Below are 26,497 nucleotides of genomic sequence, written 5' to 3'. Positions count from 1 at the left end.
AGTGGGGTTTAACTTTATCTTCATTATATAGTAGTTCCCTGAAAAATCAATCCCTTATCAGGTATTTTTTTCCATACAATCAAATATTTTTCAGTAATTCTTTTTTATCAGTCTTCTAAAGAATGCTTTTTTGTAATCGTTACTTTTTCATCATAACAGATAAAAACGTCTTCTATCTCGCTTTTTTTCAGCTTCGGTGTGATCAAACTGATAAAAGGCACAATCAAAAGTCCTGCGATCATTGCCATTGCGCCTGCATTGATCGGAGATTTTATAAATCCAAAAAACATATTCGCAACAGTCAGTCCGACTCCTGTTATAAACCCTGCCCATACACCCGCACGGGTAACGCCTTTCCAATACAAACCATACAAAAACGGAGCTAAAAACGCCCCGGCTAACGCGCCCCATGAAATGCCCATAAGCTGTGCGATAAAGGTCGGCGGATCAAGCGCGATCACAACTGAGACAACAATAAAAAACACGATTAAAACCTGCATTGTCACAATCTGCTTTTTCTCGCTCATTTTTTTCATAATATTATCTTTCAAAAGATCGAGCGTCAGTGTAGAACTGGATGTCAGCACAAGGGAGGAAAGAGTTGACATTGACGCAGAAAGCACAAGCACAACAACAACCCCTATAAGCAGATCCGGAAGCATGGAAAGCATATGCGGTATAATACTGTCATAAACGACCGCTCCGCCCGCTTTATCGTAAATCTCGGGACTGTCGAACAGTCTTCCGAATCCTCCGAGAAAATAACATCCACCTGAGATAATAATTGCAAATATAGTTGAAATAATAGTTCCCGTACTGATCGATTTTTCATCTTTGATCGCATAAAATTTCCCGATCATCTGCGGAAGTCCCCATGTTCCAAGCGAAGTAAGAAGAACAACGCCCAGAAGATTGACAGGATCCGGACCAAAAAAAGATGTAAACGCTCCCGGCTGTCCTTGTGTCAGGGGAACATCACTTGGTATCTTCGCCATTTCTGCTATTGCATTCATGAATCCGCCCTGTCCATTCAGAACCGCCGCGATCACAGCCACAATTCCGATCAGCATAATGATTCCTTGTATGAAATCATTGATTGCCGTAGCCATATATCCGCCCAGGATAACATAGAGCGCCGTAAACGCTGCCATTGTCACGACACACCACGTATACGGAATATTAAAAGCCATCGCAAACAAACGTGACAAACCGTTATACACCGAAGCCGTGTACGGGATCAGAAAAACGAACACGATCACAGATGCCGTAATCTTAAGTGATTTGCTCTTGTACCGTTCTCCGAAAAAATCCGGCATCGTCCTTGATCCAAGATGCTGTGTCATCACTTTTGTACGCCTTCCGAGAACTACCCATGCCAGAAGGCTTCCGATTAATGCATTTCCGATGCCGATCCATGTACTGGCAATTCCGTATTTCCATCCAAACTGTCCGGCATATCCGACAAATACAACTGCCGAAAAATACGATGTTCCATATGCAAATGCCGTCAGCCACGGTCCTACCGATCTTCCTCCCAGAACAAAACCGTCTACACTTGTAACATGTCTTCTCGAATAAATTCCCACTGCCGCCATCACTGCGAAAAAAATAATAAGCAGTATAATTTTAATTCCCATCTTTTTTCCCTCTCTCTGCCGTTTTATCCTTTAGACCACTTTAAAGCGTAACACTTTAAAGCATTAAAGTATCTTTTTATAGAATAACACGGGTCTAAGACCCGTGTCAACTGTTACTTTTTTCTATTATGCCCGTTTATCTTCCCGTTTTATCTTGTCAGTACATCTCCTGTCACTTCATCTCCTCGACCCGGTTTTGCACCTTCTTATCAAAGTTTTCTATTTGTCTGCTGTATGACTCGTTCATATATTTTGAATGAAGCATAAAGTCCGCAGTCGCAAGATTATTTGCAATCGGAATATCGTATACGACAGCAATACGCAGCAGCGCTTTTACATCCGGATCGTGGGGTTGTGCTTCCAATGGATCCCACAAAAAGATCATAAAATCAATCTGCCCTTCTACGATCTTCGCTCCAATCTGCTGATCTCCGCCAAGCGGACCGCTACAGTATCCTTTTACCGGAAGCCCTGTTCGCTCAGCGATAAGACGCGCCGTTGTTCCTGTTCCGCATAAAAAATGCCCTTTCAGTATCTCTTTGTTTTTTTCACACCAGTCTACAAGTTCTCTTTTCTTACCGTCATGCGCCACAAGGGCGATATGTTTTACTTTTTCAATTTCCATCGTTACATATTTATCATCTAACATCCGATCTCCTCCTTTTATCTTAAAAATAGTTTTTCATAAAATTTTTCTTACCGTCTGTTTTTATACAAACTGTTCCATCGTATCAAATCTAAGTAATGCGATCGCGCCCATCGCAACCGTGATCATCAATCCATAGATCAATACGATCGGAAAGATCAACGTTTGACTGATCAACACTGCCGCCAACACTCCGACACCGGCTCCGACTCCTAAAAGCGCCATCTGGATAAACATTCTAAGCAGACTTTGCCCTGTTTTTCCGAATACTTCCCCGAGAAGGCTCTGAACGATCACCATTGTATACAGGCGGTCTGCCTGCAAAACGGTGTAGATCAAAATACAGTAAATGATCTCTATTACCGGAACATGCCAAAAAATCCCAATAGGAATGCAGATGATACATCCGTCCGCAAATGCCTTTACATGTTCCATAAGAGTCGCATACCACATTTTTTTCAGCGGACTGTCAGGAATAAGAAAAATATACGGATTTTTCAACTCGCTTTCCCATTTTCCTGTGTAACCGCTCATAATAAGCGCCACATACGCGACAACTCCCAACAAAATAAAGCCCGCCATACTGCTGTCTGACACCGATTTTTGGAGAGAATACGCGAAAATAAACGCAACGACTGCCGAAAGAACTGTCATTTTCGTGAAAATAAAATATTTTTCTTTCTTATATTCCAGAAATTGCCTGTAAAAAATCGCTCTTGCTCCTTTTGCTGTAATCTTACTCTCTACACGGCGAAACCTTCGCTTTTTCGTCCCGGTATTTGTCACAAATTCTCCGCTTTTCTGCCTCTTTTTCAGTTCTGCATAATCGTCTGCGAATTTCGCCGCCTCTTCATAATATCCGCCGTCACATTTCATTCTGAACGCCGCCGCAACAATGAACACCGTAAACACCGAATAGATCACAGTACAAATTACATTCAGAGTTGTCGGACCGAGTAAAACCAACCTGTATACCGCAATCTGCCATCCGACTACCGGAATCATCTGAAGGACCGGCCAGTTGATAAACGAAAGAGCGCTTTCTACTGACAGACCTTTTTCTTTAAAATAAAGTACGATCATCAACGTAAATGCAATCAAAAACACTTTCATTCCGAAGCAGATCCCTTTTATCAATTTTTGCGGAAGCTTATCATTCGTATATAAAATGATCATAACAGATTGTTCTACCGCACACTCTACGCCGCATCCTATCAGAAAGAAGAAAAGCATCTTCCACCATTCCACATGAAAAACCGTCAAGCCTCCGATCGCCAACACGATCCATATGAAAAATGACATCAGATAATTCATCCACGCTCCCTGTATCAAAACAAGTTTGGGGCTGATCGGAGCGGGAAATACGAACTGAGAATGAGCCGGCCGAAACAAGATTCCTTTTCGAGAAGCATAGGACATAAAGTTTCCTACTGTAATGTAGATCGTCCACACCGTCACAAGAATGACAAGTCCTTGAACAGAATCGATCCGAACTGTAACCGCAAGTGTTCCAAGCATCACGATAAGAAAGATTCCATAGGCGGCCCCAAAGATCAACGCAAGAAGCGTCGTCGGTTTTCTGACTGCCTTTTTCAGGTTATTTGCCGCTGTTCTCTTTATCAAATATATTAACGCTTTCATGCTTTCTCACCGCCTGTCATCTCAAAGAACAGTTCATCCAGCTCTTTTCCCTGCGCGTCTGCTTTTGTGTAAGAACCGGCAATATGCCCTTGTTCCATGACGATCATCACATCCCACAAGTTCTCTACCATCTCAAGCATATGCGTACTGATAAGAACTGTCGCTCCGTTATCACGCAGTTTTAACACGACATCTTTCAGCATCTTGATCGCCGCCGGATCAAGTCCGACCATCGGTTCGTCAAGAAGGATGACTTCCGGCTTTACCGCAAGGGCACAGCATATGCTCACTTTCTGCATCATTCCTTTTGATAATTCATTGCCAAGCTTATCCTGCTTGTCATCCATCTCAAACGCTTTAAGTATCTTTTCGATCTCCTCGTCTGTAATTTCACTGTCATATGCCATTCTCACATATTCGATATGCTCCCTTACCGTCAGCGCATCGAACATATTCGGAATCTCCGGAACATAAGCAAACTTCCTTTTCGCAGGAATCTGCCGGGCAGGAATCCCTTTAATACGAATTTCACCCTGATACCGCAATAAACCGGCAATGCTTTTGATGATCGTTGATTTTCCCGATCCGTTCGGCCCTAAAAGAACCCCTACCTGACCGTTAGGGACGGTAAACGTCACTTGATCTACCGCCAGATTCTTTCCATAATATTTTGTCAATTCTTTGATCTCCAGCATAGTCCTCTCTACCCTTTCTGTCCGCGTCCTGTATAGTTTGCTTTTACTCGTAATACTTGATAAGTGCCTGTGTTCCGAGATCTCCGTTGCCGTCTGCTTCAAGCTCTTCATAAATGGCAAGAACCTGGCTTAAAACTTCGAGATTTAAACCGCTTCTGTTTGCTTCGATGAGCGCCAGCTTCATATCTTTAATAAAATGCTTCATAAAAAATCCCGGCGCATAATCTTTTTCTATGATCTTTGGTCCGAACAGATCAAACTGTCTGCTTCCGGCTGCCCCTGTCGCTACGGATTTCGAGAACACATTCAGGTCAAGTCCCTTTTCTTTTGCATATGTCAGCGCTTCGCATACACCGGAAAGAGCTCCCGCGATCATGATCTGGTTTGCAAGTTTGCAATGCTGTCCGCATCCTGCCGAACCTTCGTAATTAATATTCGTTCCCATTGCTTCAAACAGTTCATGACAGTTCGTATAATCGCTCTTATCGCCTCCGACAAGAATAGAAAGAGTTCCTTCTCTTGCCCCCGTATCTCCGCCTGTGACCGGCGCATCAAGCACATGAAATCCCCGTTTTGTTCCTTCTTCATACAGCTTTTCGGCAATCTGCGGACTCGTGGTCGTCATATCGATCAAATATGCACCTTTTTTCGCACTGTCCAAAATATTTCCGCTGTCGAAATATACTTCTTCTACATCCTGCGGAAATCCTACGATCGTAATCACTGCCTCGCAGTCTTTTACGCACTCGGAAATCGTTTCATGAAAGATCGCTCCTTCCCCGATCACGTCCTCGACTTTTGCTTTTGTCCGGGCATAAATATGAAGTTCATACCCTGCTTTCATAAGATTACGCACCATGGATTTTCCCATGATCCCCACACCGATAAATCCGATCTTCTTCATCTCTTTTTTCCTTTCCCCCTTATATGCCGCTATTTTTACGACACTTCTGTTTTTATCCACATCGGTTTGTCTGTCTTGCCTGTATTAATATTTTTCTACGACTTCGCTTTTGTTTTTATAAATACTGTTTGCCGGAACAAATCCTCTTACAGAAGACAGTGGGTAAATATTGCTGTGACTTCCTACAACCGTTCCGGGGTTCAGGACGCTTCCGCATCCTACTTCTACTTCATCTCCGAGCATTGCTCCGAACTTCTTCATGCCGGTTTCTATATTTCCTTCCGATGTTTTTACAACAACAAGCTTTTTATCCGACTTCACATTCGATGTGATAGAACCTGCTCCCATATGAGATTTATATCCGAGAACAGAATCGCCGACATAATTATAATGCGGTACCTGTACTTTATTGAAAAGCACGACATTTTTAAGCTCTGTCGAATTTCCTACGACTGCTCCTTCTCCCACGATCGCGTTTCCTCTTATAAACGCACAATGACGCACTTCCGCTTCTTTCCCGATGATCGCCGGACCATTAATACATGCGGTAGGCGCAACTTTAGCTGACTTTGCGATCCAGACATCTTCTCCTCTTTTTTCATATTCATCACTGCTTAACGTATTCCCGAGTTCTTTGATAAATGAACCGATATTCGGAAGGACTTCCCACGGATATGTCACTTTGTCAAAAAGATCTTTTGCGATTGTCTCCTCTAATGTATAAAGTTCCTTTACTGTCAATGCATTCATATATTTATCTCCTTTTCCGCCGTTTACCGGCTCTTTTTATAATAACCTGCCGCTTTATCATAACAGGCTCTTAACTGATACTGATTATTGAGTCCTTTTACTCCCACCGTCCTGTTCGTTATAAAACGATCCAGCTTCATCATATATTCATCGGGAGTAATGCTTCCCTCCGCCACATACGTAAGACCTTTTTCCCAGCTTGCCGTAAGTTCCGGATTTAAAAGTGATTTGATCGAATGATCCACTACGTCAAATACCATCTCTCCTTGCAAAGTCGGTGTTATGATCTGTGTTTTTTTATTCAGGGCAAGGTATTTAATATGAATCAGTTTCTTTAATATTTCCGCCCTGGTCGCGCTCGTTCCGATACCGCTTCCTTTTATCTGAGCGCGAAGATCTTCATCCTCGATCAACTGCCCCGCATTTTCCATAGCAAGGATGATCGATCCTGAATTATACCGTTTCGGAGGCGACGTCTCCCCTTCTTTTATATCTAATGCTCCAACCGGAAGAACGCTTCCTTTTTTCAGCGTTTTAATCACTTCAAACAGCGCCGTATCAAGGTCCTGATCTGCCGTCTGTTCTGCATCTTCCTCTTTTTCATTTGCATCGGTTCTGCTTTTGCCTTTGTTTACACTTCGTTTTCCCTGCGGAACGCCTGCCACTTTCAAATATCCTTCCTCAGCTAGCACTTTAAAATTGGAAAAGAAACTCTCTTCCTTTATCTTCGATATGATCGCCACTTTTTGATACACTGCCGGCGGATAAAAAATACTTAAAAACCTTCTCACAATCAGATCATATACTTTATGAGACGTTGCCGAAAGCGAATTCAGCGCTCCTAAACCTTGTCCTGTCGGAATGATAGCGTAATGATCTGTAATCTGCTTATCGTTTACATATCTTGTCTTCGCCAGATTTTTATGACTTCCAAAAGAAAGGATATCCTGCAAATACGGCTGTGCCGGAGGATATTTTGACAGCCCGTTCAAGTTTCTGCTGATCTCTTTTGCAACTGCCGTCGACAAAACCCTGGCGTCTGTCCTCGGGTATGTAACAAGTTTTTTTTCATATAATTCCTGCACGACCCGAAGCGCTTCATCCGGACTGATCTTAAACCGCTTCGAACAGTCGTTTTGAAGTTCGGCCAGATTATAAAGAAGGGGAGGATTTTTCTTCTCCTTTTTCTTCTCCACAGACTCAACGATACACTGTATCGGCTTTTCTTCCGACAAATAGGCGATCAGCTCTTTTGCTTTTTCTTCTGTCTTAAATCCATTTTCTTTATACAGATCAAACGATTCAAAATACCGCGAGCCTTTCACTGCCCGCCATTCTCCTTCAAAACTGTGACCTGACGCATCGATCGTGCTGATCACACGGTAAAAAGGAGTTTTTACAAACTCCCGTATCTCCCTTTCACGCCTGACAACCATTCCGAGAACGCATGTCATTACACGTCCTACCGAAATCACCGAGTATTTCGTATTCAGATAATTAGAAATACTGTTTCCGTATTTCAGCGTAAGCAAACGTGAAAAGTTGATTCCCATCAGATAGTCTTCTTTCGCGCGAAGATAGGCGGAAGCGCTTAGATTGTCATACTCTGACAGATCTTTTGCTTCCCGTATGCCTCTTAAGATTTCCTCTTCTGTCTGTGAGTCGATCCACACGCGAAGTCTTTTTTTCCCCGACACCTGCGCCTTTTGTTCTACAAGCCGGTAAATGTACTCTCCCTCCCGTCCGGAGTCGGTGCACACATAAATTGTGTCAACGTCTTCTCTGTTTAAAAGAGAACTGACAATCTGAAACTGCTTCGCCACTGACGGGATCACTTCATATTTAAACTCCGAAGGAATAAACGGAAGTGTCTGAAGACTCCATTTTTTCAATGCCGGGTCATACTCTTCCGGATAGCTCATCGTAACCAGATGTCCGACGCACCATGTGATCACTGCTTCGTCGGATTCTAAATATCCGTCCGCTCTTCTTGTCTTTAATTTTAATGCCTTTGCGAACTCCTGCGCTACGCTGGGTTTCTCGGCGATATAGAGTTGTTTTTTCATATAATGTATTTAGTTTCCTTTCCTGCTCCGAAAGTATTTCTCACCTTTTTTCAACACGATCTATTCCTTTTTCCAAATGCGCTGAATACTTTCTGAAAGATTGATTTTTTTTCCTTTTTTGCTTTCGGAAGCGTCTTCGGAGGGCGTGCATTCAACGCAGCCTTCATAAATGCAGCCTGCGCGTTGACCGCTTCTCCTTTTCTTTCTTTTTTCTTATATGTACCGTCACTTGTCATAATACGCGCTTTTACATTGTCTGCAAGCATCACTTTCAGATCATGGATCAGGCGTCTCTTAATTGCATCGTCATAAATCGGACATGCAACCTCCACACGTTTCTCTGTATTTCTCGTCATCATATCTGCCGATCCGATATAAACTTTCGCCGTTTCTCCTGTTCCGAACACAAACACTCTCGGATGTTCCAGATACCTTCCTACAATGCTCGTAACCCGCAGATTTTCCGTATTTTCTTTCACTCCCGGCAATATACAGCAGATTCCGCGTACGATCAGATCCACTTTTACCCCTGCTGCAGACGCTTCCTGTACTTTTCGGATAAAATCCATATCCGTTACAGAATTCATTTTCATAATAATACGTCCATCCGCGCCTTTTTGAATTTCCTCATCCATATGTCTTAAAACTTTCCGTTTCAGACTAAACGGTGAAACGATCAGATGATGATACTCTCCGTCCAGATTGCCGATTGACATATTTTTAAAGAATACGGCCGCATCCTCGCCGATTCCCTGATGTGATGTCATAAGCGAATAATCTGTATACATTTTTGCCGTCTTTTCATTATAGTTTCCCGTTCCTACCTGGGTAATATAACGGATCTCATTTCGATTCCTGTATGTGATAAGACACAGTTTTGAATGAACCTTGTAACCGTCGAATCCATACAGCACACGACATCCCGCTTCCTCCAGACGCTCTGACCAGTCAATATTGTTCTGCTCGTCAAAACGCGCCCTAAGTTCGATCAATACAGTTACTTCTTTTCCGTTCTCGGCTGCCGCACAAAGGTATTCTACAAGGCGGGCCTTTTTCGCCAGACGGTAGATCGTGATCTTGATCGTCATAACATCGGGATGAAACGCAGCTTCTTTAATAAGCTGCAAAAACGGATCCATACTCTCATATGGATAAGACAACAAAACATCTTTGCGTTTCACCTGCTCCATCACGCTGATCCCTTCGGCAAGCGCAGCGGCAGGCTGAGGTGTAAACGGCTCGTCGATCAGCGCTTTTCTCATAGATTCGGGAATCTTATCTGCGATTGCGAAAATAAACCCAAGCTTCATCGGCATTTTCGTCCTGAAAATACATTCCGGCGTAATCTTAAACCGGTCGCAGAAATATTTTTCCATCTCTTTTCCGAGCGGAGCGGCTGTCTCAAGTCTTACAACTGCCATTTTACGTCTTTTATGAAGTGTTTCTTTCATAATATAACGGAAATCTTCATTATCTGCCAACGCTTCATCATCCGGTGCGATATCCGCATTCCGCGTTACGCAAATATAGTTTTTGTCAGATACCTGATACTGTTCAAAAACAAGTTCCAGATATTCCATGATCACTTTTTCCATTCGGATGTAGCGCACATCATGCCCCGGAAGATAGAGAACGTCCGAAATGTACTGTGGCACAGGCACAATGCCGAGCATGACATTATTTTCCATTTTCAGCGTCGCCACGACGTAAATATCTTTATTAAGCAGATGAGGGAACGGATGGTTCGCATCTACGATCTGAGGCGATAAAACCGGAAGCACCTGTTCTTTGAAATATTTTTTCACATACTTCTTTTCCTGCTGCTCCAATTCTTTAAAATCTAACCCACATACGCCATACGGCTGAAGCTGCTTTTTTATTTCCGCATATGTCTTATCTCTCTCCTTATAAAGAGGAGCTACCGCTTTATAAATCTCCTCCAACTGCTGCTTCGGAGTCATTCCCGAACGGATATCCTGTTTTTTACTGTCAGCTACTGCCATATCGTAAAGGCTGCCGACACGAATCATAAAGAATTCATCAAGATTACTTGTAAAAATTGCGACAAACTTCATCCTCTCCATAAGAGGAACACTTTCGTCCTGCGCCTCTTCCAACACACGCTGATTAAAACGAAGCCATGATAATTCTCGATTTTGCGTATACTCTAAAGTCTCTGTTTTTCCCATCATACCCTCTCCTTTTTGATTTTCCGACATTTCTCATCTTGTAAACTATCGTTTCATTTATCGTGAAAAAGATTTCTGCTTTTATTTTTCCAAATATTCCATAAGATCATCAAACTTTCGTTCTGTGTACTTATATCCGTGTTCATAAAATGCATGCAGCGTTTCTTTATTTCTCTCAAGTCTTGAAACAGGCTTTACCTGCGGTCTGAGAATAAATATCTCACCTCGTTTTTCAAGCTGATCTAAATAATTCATCGTTTTATTATACTCAAAACTTCTTCTGAAGATCGTCCTGATCAAATTCGGATATGATTTATACGCTCTTTTATATACTCTCTGCATCGTCGGAGAAAGAACCGACTTCCTGTAACCTTGATTTTTCGTAAGAATCACGACGATCTTTTCATTTTCCATCTGCTGTGCCCGTCTGATCGGAACAGAGTCCGCCAGTCCTCCGTCAAGGTACGGAACATTGTCGATATTAACGATCGGAGTAAGCAAAGGCATACTTGACGACGCTCTGCAAAGTTTCATCAGACGGTCGTTATCACTATCCTCTGTCATATACTCCGCTTTTCCCGTCAGACAGTTTGTCGTAACAATCTGACAGTTGATCTCCGAGTTAAAATATGTCTCGAAATCAAACGGAAGCAGTTCTTTCGGATATTTATCAAAGATCAGATCCATATTCATCAGACTTTTCTCTTTGACGAAGTCTCTGATCCCATAGTAATATTTTCCTTCTTTGTCAGTCGGTATCATACAGTCTCTCGTTCTTCCCGGCTGCCGCGAAACATAGTCCACCGCATTGCACGAGCCCGCCGAAACGCCGATCACATCCGAAAAATACAGATCTCTCTCCATCAGATAATCAAGCGCTCCCGAAGTAAATATTCCTCTTGTCGCTCCGCCTTCAAGAACAAGTGTTGCCTTCTTTATTGTCATATGGATAACCTCTTTTCTGCTACAATCTACTTCCCTCTTTTAACTTCTACATTATATAACTTTTTTCCTTATTGTGAAACCAGAAGTTGATTTTTAAACAAATCTTTTCAAATTCTTTTCAAAATCTTTACTTTTTGTTGTAGGTCATATCCAGAAGCTTCTCCTGCCTTATCCGACAATAATTCAGGTTTTTTCATAAATAAATTACCGGCCTTCCTTTGCTTTATTTTTTACTCAACAGCGCTTTCACTTCCTCTACAGTCAATACTTTCCCATAGGATATAACTTCGCCGTTAAACACTAATGCAGGTGTCGTCATTACTCCGTAACCGGCGATTTCCGCAAAATCTGTAACATGTTCAATCTCATAATCTAATCGAAGTTCAGATACTGCCGCTCTGGTTGCTTTTTCTAATTCCATACATTTTACGCAGCCCGAACCCAATATTTTGATCCCTTGCTCTTGTTTCTTATTTTCTGTATTTTGCATTGTTTCTGACGTGCAATTTTCACCACAACAGCATGATTTTGTTTCTTTTTTCTTTCCAAATAATTTCATTTCTTATTCGCTCCTTTTAAATAAATATCGCACTAAAAATATTAAAGAGATAACCTACAATGATAATACCCGACGTACAAATGGCAATAAATAAAGTCAATAATTTAGGCTTTACTGCCTTTTTCAACATGATTAAAGACGGCAGGCTTAATGTCGTTACTGCCATCATAAATGATAAGATCGTACCTAATTGTGCTCCCTTTGCAAGTAATGCCTCTGCAACCGGAATTGTTCCGAAAATATCAGCGTACATAGGGATACCGACAAGCGTAGCTAAAACAACACCGAACGGGTTATTACTTCCTAAAATACTTTCAATCCATGTTTCAGGTATCCAATTATGAATAATTGCTCCAATCCCCACACCGATCAAAATGTATGGAAATACTTTTTTGAATGTTCCCATCACTTGTTCTTTCGCATATTGAACTCTGTCCTTTTTGGTTAAGGCAGGGGAACTAATATCAACCCTACTTGCATTTTTGACGAAATCTTCTACATATTTTTCCATATGTAAGTTTTCAATGAAGGTGCCGCCGATGACAGCAATGATCAAACCTACAATCACATAAGCAAAGGCAACTTTAGCACCGAAAATACTCATTAACAATACAAGACTTCCCAAATCAACCATAGGGGAAGAAATCAAAAAGGAAAATGTTACGCCCAGTGGCAATCCCGCACTTGTAAAACCTATAAATAGCGGAATAGACGAACAGGAACAAAATGGTGTAACTGTTCCTAACAATGCGGATATAATATTTGCTCCTATGCCATGAAAGCGCCCCAAAATTTTCTTACTTCGTTCTGGCGGAAAGTAACTTTGAATATACGAAATAAAGAAAATCAGTAAACATAACAAAATTGTGATTTTAATTACGTCATACAAAAAGAATTGAATACTTCCGCCTAATCGACTGTCAATGTCTAGCCCTAGTTGTGATAGACCCTTACCGATTAAACCATTTAACCACTTCATACCTAATATTTGGTCTTGGAAAAACGACCATATTGAATTGACTACTTCCAAAAAAGTCCCTCCTTCATACAACATATCAAATATTTTTGATGTGATAAAGTTTTATAAAAGCCACCTTTCGATGACTTTTATTTGCAGCAATTTGATTGATTTTCAGTATTTGGCGTTGTTAATTCTAGCAATCGTTTTGACGCGTATTCACTTCCGCTTTTACTTAGGCTGTAATGTGTCCATTTTCCCTCTTGTCTTGCATGAACAATGCCGGAATCGCAAAGTATTTTCATGTGATAAGATAAAGCTGACTGTCCGATGTTCATGTTTTCAATCAGAACACACGCACATTTTTCGCCACTCTTCAAGTAATCTAAAATAGTAAGCCTTTTTGTATCACAAAGAGCCTTAAAGATTTTTGCGTCTTTTGAAAAATCAGTCATCGCCGTCATTCCTCACATCAATTATTTTTGATATATACATCATAAGTCTTGTAAAGTGGTTTGTCAACATGTCACATCAAAATATTTTGATGTGTTTTTTCTTCCTCTTGTCTGCCAAAGACAAAAAAAGAAAAAGATAAAATAAACCGAGAGTCAACTGCATTCTGACTCTCGGCTTCATTTTTCAAACGGAGACGGAGGGATTCGAACCCTCGTGCCCCGGAGGGCAAACGCATTTCGAGTGCGCCCCGTTATGACCACTTCGATACGTCTCCATGAAGAGCTGTGCATGATTTCCATACACAGCTTTTACATTATAACAGAATTATTTCCAAAAAGAAAGAGGATATTTCAAATTTAATCAACCTTTAATCATCTTCCTCAGTCGAAACAGTATATGTCTGTCTCTTTCTTGCCATCTCGTCACTTTCAAGATACTCGTCATATGTCGTAATCTTGTCGATCAGTTGCCCACCCGGAACGATTTCCATAATACGGTTTGCAGTCGTCTGTACGATCTGATGATCCCGAGACGTAAAAAGTAAAACTCCCGGGAATTTGATCAGTCCATTATTAAGAGCTGTGATCGATTCCATGTCAAGATGGTTTGTCGGCTCATCAAGAAGAAGAACGTTTGCTCCTGAAATCATCATCTTAGAAAGAAGGCAGCGTACTTTTTCTCCTCCTGAAAGAACTTTCAGCTTCTTCACACCGTCCTCGCCTGAGAAGAGCATTCTTCCGAGGAATCCGCGAACATATGTGACATCCTTTTCTTCGGAATACTGTGTCAGCCATTCTGTGATATTATAATCACTGTCAAATTCTCCGCCGAAATCTTTCGGGAAATATGCCTGAGAAGTTGTCACTCCCCATTTATAAGTTCCTTCGTCCGGTTCCATCTCTCCGATCAGGATCTTAAAAAGAACTGTCTTTGCGACTTCATTACTTCCGACAAAAGCGACTTTATCATCGTGACCGAGAGTAAAGCTGATATTGTCAAGCACTTTCACGCCGTCGATCGTTTTAGAAAGACCTTCTACCGTAAGCACTTCGTTTCCGATCTCACGATTCGGACGAAAATCAATATACGGGTATTTTCTGCTGGACGGTTTGATCTCGTCAAGCTGGATTTTCTCAAGGGCGCGCTTTCTCGATGTCGCCTGCTTTGATTTTGAAGCATTTGCGCTGAATCGGGAAATAAAGTCCTGAAGTTCTTTGATCTTCTCTTCTTTTTTCTTATTTGCTTCTTTCATCTGACGGATAAGAAGCTGACTTGATTCATACCAGAAATCATAATTTCCCGCATAAAGCTGTATTTTTCCATAATCAATATCTGCGATCTGCGTACATACTTTATTTAAGAAATAACGGTCATGAGACACAACGATCACCGTATTTTCAAAATTAATCAAAAACTCCTCAAGCCACGCAATCGCATCCAGATCAAGGTGGTTTGTCGGCTCGTCAAGAAGCAAAATATCCGGATTACCGAACAGCGCCTGTGCGAGAAGCACTTTCACCTTCTGCGGACCTGTCATATCTTTCATCATTTTATAATGAAGATCTGTCTCGATTCCAAGACCATTCAAAAGAGACGCCGCGTCTGATTCAGCTTCCCATCCGTTCATCGTAGCAAATTCACCTTCAAGTTCACTTGCCTTTATTCCGTCTTCATCCGTGAAATCTTCTTTTGCATAAATCGCTTCTTTTTCTTTCATAATCTCATACAGTCGGGCATTCCCCATGATCACCGTATCAAGAACCGGATATTCATCATATTTAAAATGATCCTGCTGTAAGAAAGAAAGACGCTCTCCCGGAGTGATCGCCACTTCACCGTTCGTCGGCTCAAGCTGACCTGATAAAATCTTCAAAAACGTAGATTTTCCGGCTCCGTTAGCGCCGATCAGACCATAACAGTTTCCCTCTGTGAACTTGATATTTACTTCTTCAAAAAGCGCTTTTTTTCCCACGCGCAGAGTTACATTATTTGCACTGATCATTACAATATCTCCTTTTTTGAAACTTCGTTTTACGGGATATGTGATGCTTAATACGCACCAACGCCTATATTAACATATAATCCATGAAAAAGGCAAGGACTTATAGGAAACATGTACGTTTCCCCAATCCCTGCCTTCTGTTTCCGAAAGCTCCTATAATTTTAAGCTGTTCTCTCAATGCCTGCTGTTCATATCGCTGTATACTTCACAAAACCTGGCGGCAACGGAAACCGGTTCGTTTCCCGCATAAAGATGAGAAGCATCTCCCAGCTTCAACCCCCGAAAACAAGCGATTCCCTTCTCTCGTTCTTCTGTCACTATTTCCGTCACCGACGTCGGAGCAAACGCAAAATACTGCCATGCCGAAAAAGGCGACATATTCCACAGATGCGACAACAACGCGCACGTAATCCCAAAATGGCAAAAAAACGTCACGGTCTCCGTGCATTCTCTCTCCACTCTATAACTGCTGCCTTCACGAACATATCCATGCTCTGCAAGAAATCTGTCAAACTCAAGAGTTACCCTGTCATATACTTCCACCGCATCTGAATTTTGGCATAGATCGGATTTTCTCCACGCATCCCTGTCCATACATTCTCCATGTTCCATCCAATACGACGGAACGATATCCCACACGATTCTCGGCACATACCGACCATTTTCTTTCTCCGCGGTAGGATAAGCCTTTTGAAGATGTACCGCCTGATTCAGATCGATCCTTGCCGGAAATTCTCTCAGCCATTCTACAGTCTGTGCGGTCTTTCCCACTTTATCCAGACAGTACTGCGCCGTGTCTTTCGCTCTTCCAAGGGGAGAAACATAACAGCTTCCGAGATTCAAGTCAGCCGCCCGTTCGGCAAGCAGTTTTGCCTCACGATGTCCTTTTTTCGTCAGCGTATCATTTATGTAATCCGGATCTCCATGTCTGATAAATAAAATCCTCACTGTCTATCTCCTGCCTTTCTTTTATGCAAAGCGTCCGTTTTAACCATCGTTTTGCAAGTCCGGTCCACATCCCCACTTCGTCTAATGCGCCATATATATGCGCCTGCTCTTCCTCTGTCCATTTATCAGGACGTTCTTTTAGTTTTTGTTCAAACCATTCTTCTGTGGCGACAGACATCCCATGTACCCCTTCCGTAAATACATGATGCGCATAAGGTACGCCCGCCTTCCTGCATGCTTCGGCAAACAAATACCCGTTTTCCGCCGAAACGGTCTTATCTTCAAGAGTATGCCACAAAAAACACGGCGGCATCTCTTCTGTCACATGTTTTTCGACCGACAGATATTCCCGCTCTTCTTCATCAGAATCTTCTCCGAGCAAAGCTAAAAACGAATCTTCGTTTCTATACTTTCCCGAAGTGATTACCGGATAACCGAGTATCATCGCATCCGGTCTGCATGAAACTTCTTTAAGAAGAGAATTTTCTTCTTTTATATCCTGAAAATGAACTCCGAGACTTCCGCATAAGTGCCCGCCTGCCGAAAATCCGCATACAGCCACTTTCTCCGGATCGATCCGGCACTGTTTCGCATAATAACGTACGAGCCGCACCGTTCTGGCCAGATCTCTAAGCGGCTGAAGGTGCAAAGGCTTGCCTTCCGATGTCGGATTCACACTGTATGTAAGTACAAGCGCATTGTATCCGGCCCTATAAAATGTTCGTGCGACGATATCGCCTTCCGATGATGACACCTGACGATAGGCTCCGCCCGGCACAACGATCATTGCCGGACGGATCTGCCCGTCTTCATGCATATAACTTATCACATAAGGAATATCTCTTTCTTCACTTTCATACGAATATTCCTCTCTTTTCCAAATTGCCGTTCTCTTACCTATCATTTTTCCACCTCTTTTATACCGATCGGCAAAAACATTTTCAACAATATACCTTGCCGGCGCAAGGATGATTCTTATAACTTGACATCTGCCAAATACGGATTCTCCGCTTCGTAAAACTTCTCATTTTCAACTGCCTCTGCCAGCTTCATATCAATCGGCATACGGCCAAGCACCGGAACGTTCATCTCCCGAGCTGCTTCCTCTACATGACTTTCTCCGAACACTTTAATCTCTTTTCCACAGTCAGGGCATTTTACATAACTGTAGTTTTCTATGATCCCAAGTACCGGAATATTCATCTGTTCCGCCATATTCGCCGCTTTTTTCACGATCATCTGTACAAGATCCTGTGGAGATGTCACGATCACCACACCGTCTACCGGAAGCGACTGAAATACTGTCAAAGGAACGTCTCCTGTTCCCGGCGGCATATCTACAAACAGATAATCAATATCGCCCCACATAACATCTGTCCAAAACTGCTTCACAACTCCCGCAATAATCGGACCTCTCCAAATAACGGGCGCGGATTCGTCTTCCAGGAGAAGATTGACCGACATAATTCTTGTCTCATCTTTTGCAATACATGGAAGAATCCCTTCTTCCGTTCCTCTTGCTTTCTCATGTATTCCGTACATTTTCGGAATAGACGGACCTGTAATATCCGCATCTAAAATTCCGACTGTATATCCTTTTTCTCTCATCATTCTTGCGAGCGACGCCGTCACAAGCGATTTACCGACACCGCCCTTTCCGCTGACTACACCGATTACTTTTTTAATAGATGAATATTTGTTTTCCGGTTCACGGAAATCCTCTTTTTTGCTGCTGCATGAATCTGCATGTGCGCATCCTGCGCAAGATTCTTCTGTACATCCGTTTGTATTTTGCTGTTCTGGCATGATCTGCTACCTCTTTCTATAATTTACTCTTTTCTAAGTATAACACATTCGGGCAAAATCTTGTACTGATTTTGCCCGAATATCATTTCTCATTTATTAATCATTTATTCATATTCATTTAACGTCTGTTTACAACCGTTCCACTGTTATCTTGTCACATCGTTGAGCCATTTATAACTTCGATACCGTTTATATGTGATCGGTATTTTAATAATCTCATGACTCATAAGTATCACATAAACAACCGGCACACTTAGCTTAAATACAAATGCCGCAAGAAAACCGAACAATATCGAGCAGCACCACATCGTCGTCATATCGAGAATCAATCCGAATCTCGTATCGCCGCCCGAACGGAACACCCCCACGACAAGCGTTGTATTAATCGCCTGGCCGACAACAAAATAAGACATAACAAAAAACATGATCCTCAAATATTCTTTTGCCGTACCGCTCAAAGTCAGTGCCGCCGATGCCAAAGGCGAAACCGCAAGAATCACAGTTCCTCCCAATATTCCCATGATAATGCTCAATATAAGAAACCGTTTTGCATATGCTTTCGCATACTCTGTCTTTTTCTCTCCGATCGTCTTTCCAAGATAGATCGCCGCCGCGCTGGACAACCCAAACGATACAACTGTCGCAAGCTGTCTTGCCACCTGCGCCACTGAATTTGCCGCCACAGCCGCGCTTCCCATATGACCGAGTATCGCTGTGTTCGCCGCCGTTCCAAGTCCCCATAAAACTTCATTGACTACAACCGGAAGGGCATAACGCATAAAATCAGAAAATAGAATTTTATCCGTATGAAGCACATATTTGAACCTCAGCCTGATCTCCCTGTTAAATAAACGGGCATATATCGCAACAAGCACAACTTCCAGAATACGGGCGCAAAGAGTTCCAAGCGCCGCTCCTGCCACACCCATCTTCGGAAGTCCGAGCAGACCAAAAATGAAAATCGCATTCATTATGATATTGCATATAAGAGACAGAAGATAGACAACTGTTGCCACAACAACCCGTTCCACACTCCGCATAATATACAAATATGCCTGCGTAACTCCCATCATTATATAGGTAAACGCCACAATTCTCAGGTATTTAACTCCTTCCGAAACAACAACCGGATCGTTTGTAAATACCTGCATTAACAGTTCCGGTACCGCAAGAGCCGACACAGTAAAAAGCGCCGTCACACAGACCGCTGCTTTTACTGCCATTCCTAATATCTTTTCAATCGCATCCCGGTCGCCTTTTCCCCAATACTGAGCCGTGAGCACCGTCGCTCCGGAGGTCAGACCGAACAGGAACAATGTCATAATATACTGAATCTGTCCTGCCAAAGATGCGCCGGATAAAGCTTTTTCTCCAACAGCGCCAGCACCGTTTTGTAAAACTTTCTCCGGTCAATTTCTATATGATTTTCTCTCTTTAGCATGATATTTTCCGTAAACTACCTTTTACTTATTCTTTTGCTGCCCTGTAATGATTCTGCAGCTGTTTTTCGATCATTCTTTTCCGTTAAAGCAATACGTACACACTTTACACGGATCGATTCCGATCGATGCAATCAGATCATCCAGACGGTGGAAACGAAGAGTCGTAAAATTCTGGATCTTCCGAATCTCTTCTACCATCTTCGCATAACGGCAGCTGTCCGGATCGGCATATTCCGCAAGCACTTCTGCCGGACAGTTTTCTCCTTCTGCCTCTTGAATGATCCTGCGTGTGATCAGATCAAGATCTGATTTGGATCTTGAAAAATTCAAAAACTTACAACCGTACACAAGCGGCGGACACGCCGGACGTACGTGCACTTCTTTCGCTCCGCTCTTATAGAGAAATTCCGTCGTCTCCCGAAGCTGCGTTCCGCGCACGATAGAATCGTCGATCAAAAGCAGTTTCTTATCTTCGATCAGAGACTGCACCGGAATCAGCTTCATCTTTGCGATCAGATTTCTCTGACTCTGGCTTGTAGGCATAAATGACCTCGGCCACGTCGGCGTATATTTAATAAACGGTCTCGCATACGGTATTCCCGATTCATTAGAATATCCGATCGCATGTGCGATCCCAGAATCAGGAACTCCGGCTACAATATCAGGATGCACAGAATCTCCATCGCGCTTTGCAAGCATACTTCCACATTTATAACGCATTTCTTCTACATTGACGCCTTCGTAAGAGGAAGTCGGATAACCATAATAAACCCATAAAAAAGAACAAATCTTCATCTCTTTTCCCGGAGCTACCAACTGTTCCACGCTTTCCGGAGTAATCAGATCGATCTCTCCCGGCCCTAATTCTTTGTACGCTTCATAACCGAGATTAATATACGCTGAATTTTCAAAAGAAACACAGTACGCCTCTTCTTTCTTACCGACAACAACCGGAGTTCTTCCATATCTGTCACGCGCCGCATAAATTCCGTCTTTCGTCATAAGAAGCAGCGTAAGAGAGCCGTTTACAGTTTCCTGCGCATAACGGATTCCTTCCACAAGCGTTTCTTTCTTACAGATCAAAGATGCCACAAGCTCTGTCGCATTGATCTTACCTCCGCTCATCTCCTGAAAATGGGAATGCCCTTCTTCAAACACTTTTTCTAAAAGTTCTTCTTCATTATTGATCTTTCCAACCGTAACGATCGCAAAACTTCCGTGATGCGACTGTATAAGAAGCGGCTGCGGCTCGTAATCAGAAATACATCCGATTCCAAGATTGCCTTTCATCTCATCTACATCCCTGTCAAATTTTGTACGAAAAGGAGCATTTTCTATATTATGGATCGCACGGCAGAACTCTCCGTTTCCATACGCAGCCATTCCGCCTCTTCTCGTTCCGAGGTGAGAATGATAGTCCACGCCGTAAAATAACTCCAATACACAGTCTTTTTTTGATGCAACTCCGAAAAATCCACCCATTTTCTATGTGCCTCCTGTAAATTTATCAAATTCATTCTGCTATTTATCTTTCACCTTATAAAGGATAAGGAGTTCCCGGCGATAAGTCAATACTTTCTTTCATATGCCTGCTATTATCGTTTATTATAGATATATATAAGCAGAAGTTCTATTCCTTTATTTTTGCCGCTTTGGCATCAAAATCATTCTCCCTGCAAACGATTCCCATTTTCTCCGTCTATACAATAAGAGGATGCCTTATTTTGACATCCTCTTACCTGTTAGTCTTCCAAGGCTTCTTTCATCTCTTTCATTTTTTCCATGAAGCCTTTCTTTTTCTTCTTCTCGACTTTCCCTGTTGTCTCATCATGTTCATGAAGTGTATTTCCCGTCAATTCATCAAATCTTCGCAGCGCTTCTTTCGCCTCCGAACTTAATCTTTCCGGAGTCTGGATCTCAAGCGTCACATAATGATCTCCTCTTGCCTGTGGATTACGAAGAGACGGAACTCCTTTTCCTTTAAGGCGCACTTTTGTATCTGTTTTCGTTCCCGGTTTTACATTATAAATCACATCTCCGTCTACCGTAGGAATACGAATATCTCCTCCGAGCGCCGCTACCGCAAATGAAATCGGATGCGTAGAGAAAATATGAATATCTTGTCGTTTTAACGACGGATGCGCCGAAACATTCACTTCTACAAGAAGATCTCCCCGTGGTCCGCCGTTTACTCCCGGTTCTCCCTTGTCTCTGATACGAACGCTCTGGCCGTTATCAATTCCTGCCGGGATAGACACTTTGATCTTCTTTCGGTTTGCAATGTATCCGCTTCCTGCGCATTTTGAACATTTTTCCTTAATCACTTTACCGGAGCCTCCGCAGTTAGGACATGTCTGCACATTTTGAACTGTTCCGAAAAAAGACTGGGATGTATAGACAACCTGCCCCCGGCCCCCGCATTTCGGGCATGTTTCGGGAGATGTTCCGGGTTTTGCCCCTGTTCCATTACATGTTTCACATGGATCTTTCAAAATAAGATCTAATTCTTTTTCACATCCGAAAACCGCTTCCTCAAATGTGATTCTTATACTTTTTCTGACATTTGCGCCTCGCATCGGTCCGTTACTTCTTCCGCCTCGTCTTCCGCCGCCGAACAGGTCGCCGAAAATATCGCCGAAAATATCACTGAAATCCGCACCGCTAAAGTCAAAGCCTCCGAAACCGCCTGCGCCGCCCGCGCCGCCATCGAATGCCGCGTGACCAAACTGATCATATTTCTGTCGTTTTTCAGGATCGCTTAAAACAGCATATGCTTCTGATGCCTCTTTAAATTTCTTTTCCGCCTCGGCATCCCCCGGGTTCATATCGGGATGGTACTTCTTTGCCAGTACACGGTATGCTTTTTTGATCGCCGCCTCATCAGCATCTTTCCCGATGCCGAGCACCTCGTAATAATCTCTCTTTGACTCTGCCATAATACGAATACTCTACCTTTCCTCAAGAAAATTCTACGAAACCGCTTTTTACACGATCCCGTAGAATTTTTATTTTACATTTTGCCTGATATTTCAAGCTTTTATCTCGTTTCCTCTGATATCTTAAACTTCTTTATAATCTCCGTCTACGACATCATCTCCGTTGAATCCTTCCGGAGCCGGTCCTGCATCCTGACCTGGATTCGGTCCTGCTGCACCTGCACCTGCCGCTGCGCCTGCCTGCTCATACATCTTTGTGAAAAGTTTCTGTGCGCTTTCCATCAGTTTTTCCTTCGCAGCTTTGATCTCAGCCACATCGGCTTCAGATGTATTTTCCGGAGTTGATTTTGCCAGCACGTCTTTTAACGCCTGCATATCGGCTTCTACAGCCGCTTTATCGTTGGCATCCAGTTTATCGCCGACTTCCTTGATTGCCTTTTCTGTCTGGAATACCATTGCATCAGCTTCATTTCTTGTATCGATCGCCTCTTTACGTTTCTTATCCTGAGCTTCAAACTCAGCAGCTTCTTTTACCGCTTTATCAATATCGGAATCTGACATATTAGAACCTGCTGTGATCGTGATATGCTGTTCTTTTCCTGTTCCGAGATCTTTTGCAGATACGTTGACGATACCGTTTGCATCAATATCGAAAGTAACTTCGATCTGCGGGATTCCACGCGGAGCCGGCGGGATTCCGTCAAGTCTGAACTGTCCGAGTGATTTATTATCTTTTGCGAACTGTCTTTCTCCCTGTACGACATTGATATCTACCGCTGTCTGGTTGTCTGCCGCTGTAGAGAATATCTGGCTTTTCTTTGTCGGGATCGTTGTATTTCTCTCGATCAATCTTGTGGCAACTCCGCCCATTGTTTCGATAGAAAGAGAAAGCGGTGTAACATCAAGAAGAAGGATATCTCCTGCTCCTGCGTCTCCTGCAAGTTTTCCTCCCTGAACAGAAGCTCCAAGAGCAACACATTCATCCGGATTCAAAGATTTGCTCGGTTCTTTTCCTGTCAGTCTCTTTACTTCTTCCTGTACTGCCGGAATACGTGTAGATCCGCCTACAAGCAATACCTGACCGAGATCTGCCGCTGTAAGTCCCGCATCGGAAAGAGCGCGTCTTACCGGCTCTGCCGTTCTGTCTACGAGATCTCTTGTCAGCTCATCGAATTTTGCTCTTGTCAGATTCATATCAAAGTGTTTCGGTCCTTCGGCAGTTGCCGTAATGAACGGAAGGTTGATATTTGTTGTTGTTGCGGAAGAAAGTTCTTTTTTTGCTTTCTCTGCCGCTTCTTTTAATCTTTGAAGAGCCATCTTATCCGTTGAAAGGTCAACGCCTTCTTTTGCCTTAAAATCTGCCAGCATATAATCTGTAATCTTCTGGTCAAAGTCATCACCGCCAAGACGGTTATCTCCTGCTGTTGAGAGAACTTCGATCACGCCGTCGCCGATCTCGATAATGGAAACGTCAAACGTACCACCTCCAAGGTCGTATACCATGATTTTCTGCTCTTTCTCATTGTCCAGGCCGTAAGCAAGAGCCGCTGCCGTAGGCTCGTTGATGATACGTTTTACATCAAGACCTGCGATCTTTCCTGCATCTTTTGTAGCCTGACGCTGCGCGTCGTTGAAGTATGCCGGAACTGTAATAACAGCTTCCGTTACTTTTTCTCCCAAATAACCTTCTGCATCCGCTTTCAATTTCTGAAGGATCATTGCGGAAATTTCCTGAGGAGAATATTTTTTCTCATCGATCGTCACTTTAAAATCGCTTCCCATCTCTCTTTTGATAGAAGAAATTGTTTTGTCTGCGTTTGTAACTGCCTGACGTTTTGCCGGCTCTCCTACGAGACGCTCTCCTGTCTTTGTAAACGCTACGACTGACGGCGTTGTTCTTGCGCCTTCTGTGTTTGCGATCACTGTCGGCTGTCCGCCTTCCATAACAGCTACGCAACTGTTTGTTGTACCAAGGTCAATACCGATTATTTTTCCCATGATTTTTTCCTCCTGCTTCTTATCGCTTTTTATTATTCTGAAATAAAGTTGCTTTTCTACTAATTTGCTACTTTTACCATACTGTGTCTTACGACGCTGTCATGATACATATAGCCTTTTTGAAATTCTTCCGTGATGATGTTTTCACCCGCTTCCTCATCTTCCACATGCATAACCGCATTATGGAAATCAGGATTAAATTCCTGGCCTACCGCTTCGATCGGTTTTACACCGACCCCTTCCAAAGTCGTCATGATCTGTTTGTAGATTTTTTCCATTCCTTCTACAAAAGGATCTTCCTTACTTTCCTCCGGCACGGCTGCAAGACCACGTTCAAAATTATCGATAACCGGAAGAATTTTTTCTATGATATCTTTCGCTCCGATTTCATACATTTGAGATTTTTCTCTCTCTGTACGCTTGCGGAAGTTATCAAACTCTGCCATTTGACGGGTGAGACGATCAGTCAATTCTTCAATCTTCTCGTCTTTTTTATCTTTTTTTTCTTTCTTTGCGAAAAACTTTTTCTTTTCTTTTGATTCTGTATCTTTTGTATCCTGAGACTCTTCCGTCTCTTTTGAAGCTTCCTCCTCAACAGATCCTTTCGTCTCTGCCGCCTCGTCCTGCTCATCTGCAGCCGCTTCGTCTTCCATCTTTGCCGCTTCTGCCTTTGCTTCCTCGACAGCTTCTTTTATCATATCTTCTTTGCTCATCTTGTCACCCACCGGCTTTCCACCTTTCTATCCTTTTGGATCTTTATTATAAATCGCATCCAACTCTCCCTGCAGAATTTTCAGCGTCTTCATGACATGTTCATAATCCATCCGTTTCGGTCCGATAATGCCGATCGTTCCTTTCATGCCTTCGCCAAGTTCATACGTCGCTGTCACGACACTGCAGTCCTTCATTGTTTTAACCGGAGTCTCATCTCCGATATAAACCTGTATTCCGTGACTATCCTCACTTGCCAGTGTCTCTGTCACAAGATCGGCGAGCTGCTGCTTCTCTTCAAATGCACTGATGATCTCCTGTGCGCTTTGCTTATCGCTCAACTCCGGATACTTAAAGATGTTCGTAGCTCCGCTTGTATAAATCTTCATATCTTCTTCTACATGGATCGTCTCTGCCACCGCATCCAGTACATGAGCGACAACCTCACTGTGAATGCCTGCCTGCTCTTTCAGCCTTGCGATCAATCCAAGTGTGATCTGATCGATCGGAAGTCCGTTCAATGTAGTATTAAGAAGCATATTTAACTTCAGAAGATTCTCATTACTTAACATTTCCCCTACTTCGATGATCTTATTCTTGATTACATTACCGCCAAGTACGATAACCGCTACGATCTGTTCTGCATCAACTTGAGAAAGCTGAATAAATTTCAGCGTATTCCGATTGTTAATCGGAGACGATACCATCGTCGCATAATTCGTATTCGTCGCCAAAACTCTTGCTGCCTGCTGTAATACTTTCTCAACCTTATCGGTTTTCTCCAACATCGCGCTTTCTCTTTTTGCAATCTCTTGTTCTTTTTCTTCCATCAGCATATCAACATAAAGCCGATATCCTTTATCCGAAGGAATCCTTCCCGCCGACGTATGCGGCTGAAAAATATAACCGAGATCTTCAAGATCTGCCATCTCGTTCCTGATCGTCGCGGAACTTAAATTCAGATCTGTATATTTAGAAAGTGTCCGCGAGCCAACCGGTTCTCCGGTCTCAAGGTAATTCTGTATGATCGCTTTTAATATAGTAAGTTTTCTTTCACTTAACGACGTATCGACCGCCACAGCTTTTCCTCCTCTCTCGCTATTAGCACTCTTTTCTTTCGAGTGCTAACACCTTTCGTATATTAAGATAGCACTGCATTTTCCTTTTGTCAACAGTGTTTATTATTTTTTTATTTATTTCTGTACATC

The 26,497-nt window shown here is 42.8% G+C and carries 21 protein-coding genes, 1 tRNA gene and 1 pseudogene; all 23 read right to left on the bottom strand.

Annotation, left to right across the window (positions count from 1 at the left end):
* Positions 1-107 precede the first annotated feature (107 nt).
* The 23 genes and pseudogenes from RUMTOR_RS03510 to hrcA all read right to left on the bottom strand — a co-directional run bounded on the left by RUMTOR_RS03510 (position 108) and on the right by hrcA (position 26,368).
* Positions 108-1,637 carry a sodium:solute symporter family protein gene (locus RUMTOR_RS03510; protein ID WP_004845716.1) on the bottom strand — a complete coding sequence of 510 codons (1,530 nt, stop codon included), beginning with the start codon at positions 1,635-1,637 and terminating at the stop codon, positions 108-110.
* Positions 1,638-1,809: 172 nt separating this feature from the next.
* Positions 1,810-2,286 (bottom strand): methylglyoxal synthase, encoded by a 477-nt coding sequence (locus tag RUMTOR_RS03505; RefSeq protein ID WP_004845715.1) that lies wholly within the window; start codon positions 2,284-2,286, stop codon positions 1,810-1,812.
* Between the two features lie 60 nt (positions 2,287-2,346).
* Positions 2,347-3,924: a putative ABC exporter domain-containing protein gene (locus RUMTOR_RS03500; RefSeq protein WP_004845714.1), complete on the bottom strand. Its 1,578-nt coding sequence runs from the start codon at positions 3,922-3,924 to the stop codon at positions 2,347-2,349.
* Positions 3,921-4,619 carry an ABC transporter ATP-binding protein gene (locus RUMTOR_RS03495; protein ID WP_004845713.1) on the bottom strand — a complete coding sequence of 233 codons (699 nt, stop codon included), beginning with the start codon at positions 4,617-4,619 and terminating at the stop codon, positions 3,921-3,923. The genes RUMTOR_RS03500 and RUMTOR_RS03495 overlap by 4 nt, the downstream gene beginning before the upstream one ends.
* 43 nt (positions 4,620-4,662) lie before the next feature.
* Positions 4,663-5,523, bottom strand: a complete 861-nt coding sequence (locus RUMTOR_RS03490) for an NAD(P)-dependent oxidoreductase (RefSeq protein WP_004845712.1) — start codon at positions 5,521-5,523, stop codon at positions 4,663-4,665.
* Positions 5,524-5,607: 84 nt separating this feature from the next.
* Entirely contained in the window at positions 5,608-6,273 is a 666-nt protein-coding gene (locus RUMTOR_RS03485; RefSeq protein ID WP_004845711.1) for an LbetaH domain-containing protein, read from the bottom strand.
* 23 nt (positions 6,274-6,296) lie between these two features.
* Entirely contained in the window at positions 6,297-8,339 is a 2,043-nt protein-coding gene (locus RUMTOR_RS03480; protein WP_004845710.1) for a DNA topoisomerase, read from the bottom strand.
* Between the two features lie 50 nt (positions 8,340-8,389).
* Positions 8,390-10,528 (bottom strand): polyphosphate kinase 1, encoded by a 2,139-nt coding sequence (ppk1, locus tag RUMTOR_RS03475; RefSeq protein ID WP_009242249.1) that lies wholly within the window; start codon positions 10,526-10,528, stop codon positions 8,390-8,392.
* Between the two features lie 81 nt (positions 10,529-10,609).
* Entirely contained in the window at positions 10,610-11,473 is an 864-nt protein-coding gene (locus RUMTOR_RS03470; protein WP_004845708.1) for a patatin-like phospholipase family protein, read from the bottom strand.
* A 223-nt stretch (positions 11,474-11,696) separates the two neighbouring features.
* Positions 11,697-12,032 carry a thioredoxin family protein gene (locus RUMTOR_RS03465; protein WP_009242250.1) on the bottom strand — a complete coding sequence of 112 codons (336 nt, stop codon included), beginning with the start codon at positions 12,030-12,032 and terminating at the stop codon, positions 11,697-11,699.
* A gap of 16 nt (positions 12,033-12,048) precedes the next feature.
* Positions 12,049-13,086 (bottom strand): permease, encoded by a 1,038-nt coding sequence (locus RUMTOR_RS03460; RefSeq protein WP_004845705.1) that lies wholly within the window; start codon positions 13,084-13,086, stop codon positions 12,049-12,051.
* A gap of 53 nt (positions 13,087-13,139) precedes the next feature.
* Positions 13,140-13,445, bottom strand: coding sequence for an ArsR/SmtB family transcription factor (locus RUMTOR_RS03455; RefSeq protein WP_009242252.1), 306 nt, complete (start codon positions 13,443-13,445; stop codon positions 13,140-13,142).
* A gap of 189 nt (positions 13,446-13,634) precedes the next feature.
* A tRNA-Ser gene (locus RUMTOR_RS03450) sits at positions 13,635-13,720 on the bottom strand.
* Between the two features lie 93 nt (positions 13,721-13,813).
* Positions 13,814-15,448, bottom strand: coding sequence for an ABC-F family ATP-binding cassette domain-containing protein (locus RUMTOR_RS03445; RefSeq protein WP_004845702.1), 1,635 nt, complete (start codon positions 15,446-15,448; stop codon positions 13,814-13,816).
* Positions 15,449-15,622: 174 nt separating this feature from the next.
* On the bottom strand, positions 15,623-16,396 hold the full coding sequence (locus tag RUMTOR_RS03440; RefSeq protein WP_009242253.1) for a histidine phosphatase family protein: 774 nt from the start codon (positions 16,394-16,396) through the stop codon (positions 15,623-15,625).
* On the bottom strand, positions 16,350-17,300 hold the full coding sequence (locus tag RUMTOR_RS03435) for an alpha/beta hydrolase (protein ID WP_004845700.1): 951 nt from the start codon (positions 17,298-17,300) through the stop codon (positions 16,350-16,352). Before RUMTOR_RS03435 ends, RUMTOR_RS03440 begins: the two co-directional genes overlap by 47 nt.
* A gap of 71 nt (positions 17,301-17,371) precedes the next feature.
* Positions 17,372-18,202 carry an Mrp/NBP35 family ATP-binding protein gene (locus RUMTOR_RS03430; RefSeq protein ID WP_004845699.1) on the bottom strand — a complete coding sequence of 277 codons (831 nt, stop codon included), beginning with the start codon at positions 18,200-18,202 and terminating at the stop codon, positions 17,372-17,374.
* Between the two features lie 146 nt (positions 18,203-18,348).
* Positions 18,349-19,584: pseudogene (locus RUMTOR_RS03425) on the bottom strand (MATE family efflux transporter); the annotation flags it as partial.
* Between the two features lie 129 nt (positions 19,585-19,713).
* Positions 19,714-21,126, bottom strand: coding sequence for an amidophosphoribosyltransferase (locus tag RUMTOR_RS03420; RefSeq protein ID WP_004845696.1), 1,413 nt, complete (start codon positions 21,124-21,126; stop codon positions 19,714-19,716).
* 260 nt (positions 21,127-21,386) lie between these two features.
* Positions 21,387-22,580, bottom strand: a complete 1,194-nt coding sequence (gene dnaJ, locus RUMTOR_RS03415) for a molecular chaperone DnaJ (RefSeq protein WP_004845695.1) — start codon at positions 22,578-22,580, stop codon at positions 21,387-21,389.
* A gap of 123 nt (positions 22,581-22,703) precedes the next feature.
* On the bottom strand, positions 22,704-24,578 hold the full coding sequence (gene dnaK / locus RUMTOR_RS03410) for a molecular chaperone DnaK (RefSeq protein WP_004845694.1): 1,875 nt from the start codon (positions 24,576-24,578) through the stop codon (positions 22,704-22,706).
* Between the two features lie 59 nt (positions 24,579-24,637).
* Positions 24,638-25,291, bottom strand: coding sequence for a nucleotide exchange factor GrpE (grpE, locus tag RUMTOR_RS03405; RefSeq protein WP_004845693.1), 654 nt, complete (start codon positions 25,289-25,291; stop codon positions 24,638-24,640).
* Positions 25,292-25,318: 27 nt separating this feature from the next.
* Positions 25,319-26,368: a heat-inducible transcriptional repressor HrcA gene (hrcA, locus tag RUMTOR_RS03400; protein ID WP_009242257.1), complete on the bottom strand. Its 1,050-nt coding sequence runs from the start codon at positions 26,366-26,368 to the stop codon at positions 25,319-25,321.
* Positions 26,369-26,497: the final 129 nt, after the last annotated feature.

The organism is [Ruminococcus] torques ATCC 27756, from assembly GCF_000153925.1.
Classification (GTDB): Bacteria; Bacillota; Clostridia; order Lachnospirales; family Lachnospiraceae; genus Mediterraneibacter; species Mediterraneibacter torques.
Note: the sequence above shows the minus strand (reverse complement) of the source record. Positions and strands in the feature narration are given on the sequence as shown.

Coding starts and splice junctions, on each gene's coding strand:
- RUMTOR_RS03510 (WP_004845716.1), bottom strand. CDS start 1,637: ATGGGAATTAAAATTATACTGCTTATTATTTTTTTCGCAGTGATGGCG.
- RUMTOR_RS03505 (WP_004845715.1), bottom strand. CDS start 2,286: ATGTTAGATGATAAATATGTAACGATGGAAATTGAAAAAGTAAAACAT.
- RUMTOR_RS03500 (WP_004845714.1), bottom strand. CDS start 3,924: ATGAAAGCGTTAATATATTTGATAAAGAGAACAGCGGCAAATAACCTG.
- RUMTOR_RS03495 (WP_004845713.1), bottom strand. CDS start 4,619: ATGCTGGAGATCAAAGAATTGACAAAATATTATGGAAAGAATCTGGCG.
- RUMTOR_RS03490 (WP_004845712.1), bottom strand. CDS start 5,523: ATGAAGAAGATCGGATTTATCGGTGTGGGGATCATGGGAAAATCCATG.
- RUMTOR_RS03485 (WP_004845711.1), bottom strand. CDS start 6,273: ATGAATGCATTGACAGTAAAGGAACTTTATACATTAGAGGAGACAATC.
- RUMTOR_RS03480 (WP_004845710.1), bottom strand. CDS start 8,339: ATGAAAAAACAACTCTATATCGCCGAGAAACCCAGCGTAGCGCAGGAG.
- ppk1 (WP_009242249.1), bottom strand. CDS start 10,528: ATGGGAAAAACAGAGACTTTAGAGTATACGCAAAATCGAGAATTATCA.
- RUMTOR_RS03470 (WP_004845708.1), bottom strand. CDS start 11,473: ATGACAATAAAGAAGGCAACACTTGTTCTTGAAGGCGGAGCGACAAGA.
- RUMTOR_RS03465 (WP_009242250.1), bottom strand. CDS start 12,032: ATGAAATTATTTGGAAAGAAAAAAGAAACAAAATCATGCTGTTGTGGT.
- RUMTOR_RS03460 (WP_004845705.1), bottom strand. CDS start 13,086: ATGTTGTATGAAGGAGGGACTTTTTTGGAAGTAGTCAATTCAATATGG.
- RUMTOR_RS03455 (WP_009242252.1), bottom strand. CDS start 13,445: ATGACTGATTTTTCAAAAGACGCAAAAATCTTTAAGGCTCTTTGTGAT.
- RUMTOR_RS03445 (WP_004845702.1), bottom strand. CDS start 15,448: ATGATCAGTGCAAATAATGTAACTCTGCGCGTGGGAAAAAAAGCGCTT.
- RUMTOR_RS03435 (WP_004845700.1), bottom strand. CDS start 17,300: ATGATAGGTAAGAGAACGGCAATTTGGAAAAGAGAGGAATATTCGTAT.
- RUMTOR_RS03430 (WP_004845699.1), bottom strand. CDS start 18,202: ATGCCAGAACAGCAAAATACAAACGGATGTACAGAAGAATCTTGCGCA.
- RUMTOR_RS03420 (WP_004845696.1), bottom strand. CDS start 21,126: ATGGGTGGATTTTTCGGAGTTGCATCAAAAAAAGACTGTGTATTGGAG.
- dnaJ (WP_004845695.1), bottom strand. CDS start 22,580: ATGGCAGAGTCAAAGAGAGATTATTACGAGGTGCTCGGCATCGGGAAA.
- dnaK (WP_004845694.1), bottom strand. CDS start 24,578: ATGGGAAAAATAATCGGTATTGACCTTGGTACAACAAACAGTTGCGTA.
- grpE (WP_004845693.1), bottom strand. CDS start 25,291: ATGAGCAAAGAAGATATGATAAAAGAAGCTGTCGAGGAAGCAAAGGCA.